Consider the following 6,738-nt stretch of genomic DNA (forward strand, 5'->3'; position numbering starts at 1 on the left):
TAAGTATCCCGGTCATGTTATCCCGGTACTAGAATCGCAGCCATGGTCAGGTTGCCGCTCACTCCCGCCGAGGTCGAACGCGGACAACGCCTCGGCGCCCTGCTGCGCCGCGCCCGGGGCCAACGGTCGATGCTCGGCACCGCGCTGGCCGCCGGGCTCTCCCCGGAGACCCTCCGCAAGATCGAATCCGGCCGGGTCGCCACCCCCGCCTTCCCGACCATCGCGGTACTCGCCGACGTCCTCGGCCTCTCCCTCGACGCGGTCTGGTCGGAGATCAACCAGTCCGACGGCGGCCTCGATCTCGCCGGCCCGGTGCACGACCCCGCCGGACGGCTGGCCTCCTAGCCCCCACCGCCGACCGACCCGGCCGGGCCCGGTGGCACCGGACCACCCGCCCGCCGGACCCGTGTGCGGCGTCACCGTCACGGGAAGACCCTGGTCCGGGCACGGCCGGCCGGGACAGGAAGAATGGCGGGAACGACGGTCGGGCCCGGCCCCGGCGGCGAGGATCAGCGGAGGTGGGCGCGGGTGACGGGTGGACGCGACGTCGGCGCGAGCTGCCCCGACCTGGTGGCCGCACGCCACCCCGCGCACGACCCGCCCGGCACGCCACCACCTGCCGGTCCGGCGGCCCGGGACGCGCCGGTGGTGTTCCGCGCCGCACTGGCCGCCGACCCGGCCCAGCTCTCCCCCACCCGGGAGGCGCTGCGGTCGTGGCTGACCGGGGCCGGGGTGGACGAGGCCGACGTGGAGGTGGTGCTGATCGCCGTCGGCGAGGCGTGCGCCAATGCCATCGAACACGGCTGCCGCTTCGCGTCCGGGGCCACCGTCACGGTACGGGCCGGACTGCACGCCGGCCGGCTGGAGATCGAGGTGTCCGACACCGGCGGCTGGCGCGACGGACCCTCCGACGGGCGCGACCGGGGCCGAGGGCGACTGATCATGGCCCGGCTGATGGACGAGGCACAGCTCGACGGCACCTCCGACGGGACGACGGTACGCCTGGTCAAGCACCTTTCCGGCAGGAGGTGACCCGGTCACATGCCCGACGACGGGGTCCGCTGGACAGTGAAGATCGGCTATAAGTAGGCGATGGAGTTCCCGCCGTACCTCGCCACCATGCCGATGCACGCGATCACCGAGCTGCACGGTGAGCCGGGCCTGCTGGCCCGGTTCCGGTTGGAGCTGCCGGCCTTCGCGGCGGCCGACCGGGACCGGCTGACCGCCGCCCTGGACCTCGCCGCCGAGCTGCACCGCGACGACCGCCGGTCCCGGGAGCCCTACCTCAACCACCTGCTGCGGGTGGCGATCCGGATGATGCACCACTACCAGGTGCGCGACGTCGACGTGATCGTCGCCGGTCTGCTGCACGACGCGGTGGAGGACCACCCCCGGGAGCTGGCCGGCACGCAGGCGTCCGACCCGACGGCGGCGGCGCTGGCCACGCTGGCCGACCGGTTCGGGACGCGGGTGGCCCGGCTCGTCGGCGCGGTCACCAACCCGGTGTACGACCCGGACCGGGACCCGCACGTGCAGTACCGCGAGCACGTCGCGGCCAGCCTGGACCGGGAGCCGTGGGCCCGGGTCATCAAGATCTCCGACTTCACCGACAACGGCGTGGGGGTGGTCTACGCCGTCGGGCCCAAGGTGGCCCGCTCGGCGGCGAAGTACCGCCCACTGGTGCCGGTGTTCCGGGATCTGATCGCCCGGCCGGACACCCCGCTGTCGGCACCGGTGAAGCGGCACATCTTCGCCCAGCTCGACCTGGCCGAGGAGCGGTTCAGCGCGATCCTCGACCACCCCAACTGACCTCGCCCCGCCGACACCTTCGCTGCGCCTCTCCCGCCGGCAGGTCGGGCGGGGCCGGCTCAGCGCCCCGGGCCTGCCGGTGGCCGGAAACGACCCGACCCGGCACGGCACCGCACGGCTCAGCGCGCCACGCCGCCGGGTGGGACGGCCACGCCACAGCCGCCGAGGACGGCGGAGAGCCGCAGTCGCAGGGCGGGCAACGCCTGCGGGGTGTCCCGCAGCACCAACCGGACCGGCTCCCGGGCACCCGCCGACACCCCGCCCACCACGTCGAGCAGTGTGCCGAGCTGGCCGGACGGCTCGTCGGCGAGCAGCAGGCCGGCGTCGATCACCTCCAGGGTGAGCGGGCCGGCGTCGAGCCGTTCGGCCAGCACGTCGGCGAGCGCGTCCCAGTTGCGGCCGAAGTGTCCGGGCAGGTCGAGGGCGACGGCGAGGGCGTCGAACAGCGCGGGACGGGTGCGGGCCGCCGCGCCGGCCACGGTGAGCGACGGCGTGGGATGCCCCGACGGCGACGGCTCGTCGGTCACCCGCAGCCAGCCCGGCTGGCGCTGTCCGGTCATCGTGCATCCTCCTGCTCACCCGGGGTGGGCCGGCCGACCGGCCCACCCCGATGGTTCCTGGCTCAGATCCGGTAGAAGTTCGCGTAGTGGTCGGGCGAGAACCAGGTCGCCCCGGTGCTCCTGTTCACCACGATGCGGTACGCGTCCCGCGCCGCGCCGGAGACCCGCGGGTAGACGTCGTACTCGTAGTAGGTGGCGCCGCCGGGGAGCTGCCCCTCGTAGTTGTGGAACTGGCCGCCGGCGAAGTTCGACAGGCCGCCGCTCCAGGCGTACCAGCCCCGGCTGGTGGGGAAGCTCTTGGCCGACCAGCCGGATCGGGCGGTACGGGCGTCCGCGCAGCGGGACATCGTGCAGGAGCCGTAGACCGCCGCCGACGCGGAGTCGGCCAGCCTCGGGGTCACCACGGACGGCCCGACCAGCACCGCCGCGATCATGGCGGTCAGCAGCGCGAGGGTGCCCAGCAGCCGGTGCGGTCGGGTGACGGGGTGCGGGGTGGCGGGGTGCGGGGCGGCGGCGGTCGGGGCGGTGACGGGGGTGACGGGGTTCGCGGGAGTGCGCAACGGGTCCTCCGGGTCGCGGGGGCCGACAGGAACGTATCGATCGGGATGGTTATCCCGGTCAGCCACATTCTGGCGGGAGGCGAACCCCGCCGACCAGAGGTCAGCCTGGCAACCGTGGATGAACGCACCATGATCGGCACGTCACCGCCGGCTGAAATGCTCGGGCGACACGGCCGGGACCGGGCAGCCCCGTCGGCCACCCGGTCCCGGCGGGGGTCAGCAGCCGATCCGGCTGCTGCCCAGGGCCACGTCGTCGTACCAGATGGTGTCCGCGCCCTCGCCGTAGCTCTCCCAGCCCAGCTTCAGGTCGGTCAGCCGGGGCCGCCAGGTGCGGTTGAGCCACTGGCCGTCGACGTCGTGGGTGGGCACCCCGTCGGCGGTCAGCCCGGTGATGGCGGTGCCGTCGAGCCAGGTACGCAGCTGACCCTGGTTGCCGTCGACCATGAACTCCAGGCACGTCCAGCGCCCGGTGGGCAGCGGCACGCTCAACGCCACCCCGGCCGGGCTCTGCTCGGGCAGGGTCGCGTCGTCGGAGGCCCGGTTCCACTGCAACGCGCCGTTCTGGCCGCCCATCCGCAGGTCCTTGTTGCCGTCGGCGGCGTCGGTCATCGCCGTCATGGTGACGTGCTGGGTCGGCAGGGCGGTGGTGTGGCGCAGCCAGATCCGGCCGTACCGGACGGTGCCCACGGCGCTGAGGTCCTTGTTGGACCGGACGAAGACGTGGTTGCAGTAACCGGCCGCGCCGTCGATGCGCAGCGAGCGGCTACCGCTGTGCGTGGTGGTCGTGTCCACCGCCGCCCGGCCCGCCCCGGAGCAGTCCGGGTTGACCACGCTCCAGTCGCCGGCCGGCGTCGAGCCGGTCTGGTTCTCGAATCCGTCGCAGAGCACCGCACCGGCGCACCCGGCCGGCGGCGGGGTGGTCGGCGGCGGGGTCGTGGGCGGGGGCGTCGTCGGCGGCGGCGTCGTGGGCGGCGGGGTCGTCGGCGGAGGCGTGGTCGGCGGCGGGGTCGTCGGGGGCGGCGTGGTGGGCGGCGGCGTCGTCGGGGGCGGGGTCGTGGGCGGCGGCGTGGTGGTCGGCGGCGGAGCGCCGTTGCACGGTACGCCGTTGAGCGCGAACCCGGTCGGCGCGGCGGAACCCGAGGTGCTGGTGCCCTGGACGCCGAACTCGGTCGAGCCGCCGGCCGGGACACTGCCGTTCCAGGCGGCGTTGCGGGCGGTGACCGTGCTGCCGACCTGGCTGACCTGGGCGTTCCAGCCACCGGTGATCCGCTGGCCGCCCGGGTAGGACCAGGTGACGGTCCAACTGCTCAGGGCGGTGTCGCCCGGGGAGACCCGGACGTTGGCGGTGAAGCCGCCGGTCCACTCGTTGGGCTGGTAGTCGACCCGGCAGCCCTGGGCCGCCGAGGCGGTGCCGGCGAGCACGGTGGTGACGGCCGCCGCCGCTGTGACGGTGGCAGCCACGGCGGCGGTGATACGGGTACGGGAAATCCTCACAGGGGTCCTTCCGGCTGGCCGTCGGGGAAACACCGACGGCGCGGGAGCATCGACATCGCTCGCGCGTCGACATGCCTCTCGGCACGTGGACAACAGCCCGGCTCAGGCCACACCGCCGCCCGGCAACAGGGCGGCACCCGGACCCAATGTAGTGATGGTTGCCTATGGAAACAAGTGCCCCACCGCGTACGGCGATGGTCGCCGGCGCAAACCCCGGCGTCGAGCCCCACCCCGGTCGGCGTCACACTGCCGGCGCGCGGTCGACCCGCCACCGGGTCGACCGCACGCTGCCGCCTCAGCGGTCGGTGGACAGGCTGGCGCAGTCGGTCTCGTCGGGCAGCAGCGGCCGGAGGGTGATCGACCAGCGTTTCCCGCCGGAGGTCCACGGGGTCGCCGCGTTGGCCTTGTCGGCGGCGGCGATCACCTGCTGCACGGCGGCCCCGGTGACCGTCACGCAACCCAGTTGGAGCCCCTCACCGAGACTGGTGCCGGGCAGCACCGGGCCGGGCCACTCCACCCTGGGCTGTTTCGCGGTCTCCGGTGTGGCGACCCACGGCCCGGCCACCGCCGCGATGGCGGTCGGCTGGTACGGCTGCGTCGCGGCACCCGCCGGATCGGTCACCTTGTCGGCGAAGGTCCGCAGTTTCTCCCGGGCGGCCTGCTGGGCGGCGGTCAGGCCGGCCTCCGGGCCGGTCGCCTCACCCAGGGCGTAGACCTCCAACCGCTCGGTGCCGACCGGCCCCCGGATGGTGAACCGGGTGGTGGCCACGTCGGTGATCGACGGGGTGCCCACGTCGACGGAGCTGCCCACCCCGGCGGCGCGGGCCTGCTCGACCAGCTTCGCCACCTCGGCCTTGCTGATCGTGCGAACCTGGATGTTGGGCAGCGCCGGCCCGGGATAACTCAGGATCGTCGGCCCCTCGGTGATCACCCGACCGTCGCCGTAGACGCTGACGGCCGGCAGCCGGGTCACATTGGTCTCGGGCCGCACGAAGCCACCCGTGTAGTCGATCCGCAGCACCGGCACATCAGCGGGAAGAGCGGATGGGACCGCGTCGGGGGCCACACCCGCCCCGTCCTGCCCCGCACACGCCGCCGTGAGCAGGAGCACCGGAACAACCACCACCCACATGCCTCGAAAACTCGTCATACCCCTTGGACGCACCCAGACCCCCCACGGCTCCCCCCACTTTCCCCACCCCCACCCCGCTCCCACCCCACCCCCACCACGCCCCGCCCCACCCCGCCCCGCCCCGGTGATCAAGAGGTTTACGTCAACTTTGATCTTCTGAATGACCTAAACCTCTTGATCACCGGGGCATAACGCTCGACGTGGGGAGCGAACGAGGCGGAGCGGAGACAGAGGGACGCGGAGCCTGCCACGCGCCTGGTGATCAAGGAGTTTGCGTCATCGGGGAGATCAAAGTTGACGTAAACCTCGTGATCACCGGGTAGATCGCCGTGTGGGGGTGGGGTGGGTGGGGTGGGGTGGGGTGGGTGGACGGGTCAGGCACCCGGCGCGGGTTCGGAAACCTGCCGATCCGGCTGGGGTTGGCGGGCGCGCAGGAACGGGCCGAGGCCCATCCCGTCCTCGGTGGCCAGGAACGCGCCCCGCGCGGTCAGCAGGGTCTCGTCGGCGTGCGCCATGCAGCCCCACGCCGTGTCGCCCCACGAGTCGGCGAGCTTGACCTCCGCCGGTTCGGGGCAGGTCTCACCGCGTGGGCCGCCGATCTGACAGCGGGCGGGTGCGCCGCCGCGCCGACCGGCCGCCTCGGCGGCCTCCCGGATCAGCGAGAACCGCACCTCACCGCCCGCCTGCGGGTCACGCTCCTGCGGCGGTACGGCCTGCCGCTGCCCGAAGGCGACCACGTTGCCGTCGGGGTCGGTGACCCGGCACTCGCCCCCGGGGGCGTGCTCCGGGTAGCCGGCCTTCTCGACCGGGTGCCCGGCGGCGGTGAGCCGCTCGGCGGTCACGGTCAGGTCGTCGACGTACAGGTAGACGAGCAGGGGCAACTCGACGGTGACCAGGCGGGGGGTGACCGCCGCCAGGAGCAGCGTCAACTCCCCGCACCGCAGGTACGACCAGTGTGAGCCACCGTCGCCGCCGGCCCGGATCTCGGTGTAGCCGAAGTTCTCGTAGAACCGTCGGGCCGCGTCGGCGTCCGCCACGTACAGCACCGGCACCTGGGACCGCACACCACCACTTTGCACGGCGTCACTCTAAGGGATGTCTCGTAACTCGGTGATGGGTCCATGGTGGATCATGGTGTGGTGCAGGTGATCACGGCAGCTCGCCCGGAGTGGGTCTTCCCGTT

The 6,738-nt window shown here is 73.4% G+C and carries 8 protein-coding genes; 3 read left to right on the forward strand and 5 right to left on the reverse strand.

What is annotated here, in order from left to right; genetic code table 11:
• Positions 1 to 42 precede the first annotated feature (42 nt).
• The 3 genes from AB0C22_RS22470 (at position 43) to AB0C22_RS22480 (ending at position 1,809) form a co-directional block, all read left to right on the forward strand.
• Positions 43 to 345 (forward strand): helix-turn-helix transcriptional regulator, encoded by a 303-nt coding sequence (locus AB0C22_RS22470; RefSeq protein ID WP_219462511.1) that lies wholly within the window; start codon positions 43 to 45, stop codon positions 343 to 345.
• Between the two features lie 183 nt (positions 346 to 528).
• Positions 529 to 1,032, forward strand: a complete 504-nt coding sequence (locus AB0C22_RS22475; protein ID WP_308290777.1) for an ATP-binding protein — start codon at positions 529 to 531, stop codon at positions 1,030 to 1,032.
• Positions 1,033 to 1,092: 60 nt separating this feature from the next.
• On the forward strand, positions 1,093 to 1,809 hold the full coding sequence (locus AB0C22_RS22480; RefSeq protein ID WP_219462514.1) for an HD domain-containing protein: 717 nt from the start codon (positions 1,093 to 1,095) through the stop codon (positions 1,807 to 1,809).
• A gap of 119 nt (positions 1,810 to 1,928) precedes the next feature.
• On the opposite strand, the gene AB0C22_RS22485 is transcribed toward AB0C22_RS22480, so the two are convergent.
• The 5 genes from AB0C22_RS22485 to AB0C22_RS22505 form a co-directional block, all read right to left on the reverse strand.
• The gene (locus tag AB0C22_RS22485) at positions 1,929 to 2,369 is read right to left on the reverse strand and encodes a barstar family protein (RefSeq protein WP_219462516.1); all 441 of its coding nucleotides are present in this window, start codon (positions 2,367 to 2,369) and stop codon (positions 1,929 to 1,931) included.
• 62 nt (positions 2,370 to 2,431) lie between these two features.
• The gene (locus AB0C22_RS22490; RefSeq protein ID WP_357536834.1) at positions 2,432 to 2,803 is read right to left on the reverse strand and encodes a ribonuclease domain-containing protein; all 372 of its coding nucleotides are present in this window, start codon (positions 2,801 to 2,803) and stop codon (positions 2,432 to 2,434) included.
• A gap of 342 nt (positions 2,804 to 3,145) precedes the next feature.
• On the reverse strand, positions 3,146 to 4,390 hold the full coding sequence (locus tag AB0C22_RS22495; RefSeq protein ID WP_357536809.1) for a cellulose-binding domain-containing protein: 1,245 nt from the start codon (positions 4,388 to 4,390) through the stop codon (positions 3,146 to 3,148).
• Positions 4,391 to 4,718: 328 nt separating this feature from the next.
• The gene (locus tag AB0C22_RS22500; RefSeq protein WP_357536811.1) at positions 4,719 to 5,534 is read right to left on the reverse strand and encodes a hypothetical protein; all 816 of its coding nucleotides are present in this window, start codon (positions 5,532 to 5,534) and stop codon (positions 4,719 to 4,721) included.
• A gap of 395 nt (positions 5,535 to 5,929) precedes the next feature.
• On the reverse strand, positions 5,930 to 6,634 hold the full coding sequence (locus AB0C22_RS22505; protein WP_357536813.1) for a VOC family protein: 705 nt from the start codon (positions 6,632 to 6,634) through the stop codon (positions 5,930 to 5,932).
• Positions 6,635 to 6,738: the final 104 nt, after the last annotated feature.

This window comes from Micromonospora sp. NPDC048894, from assembly GCF_040649765.1.
Lineage (GTDB): Bacteria > Actinomycetota > Actinomycetes > Mycobacteriales > Micromonosporaceae > Micromonospora > Micromonospora antibiotica.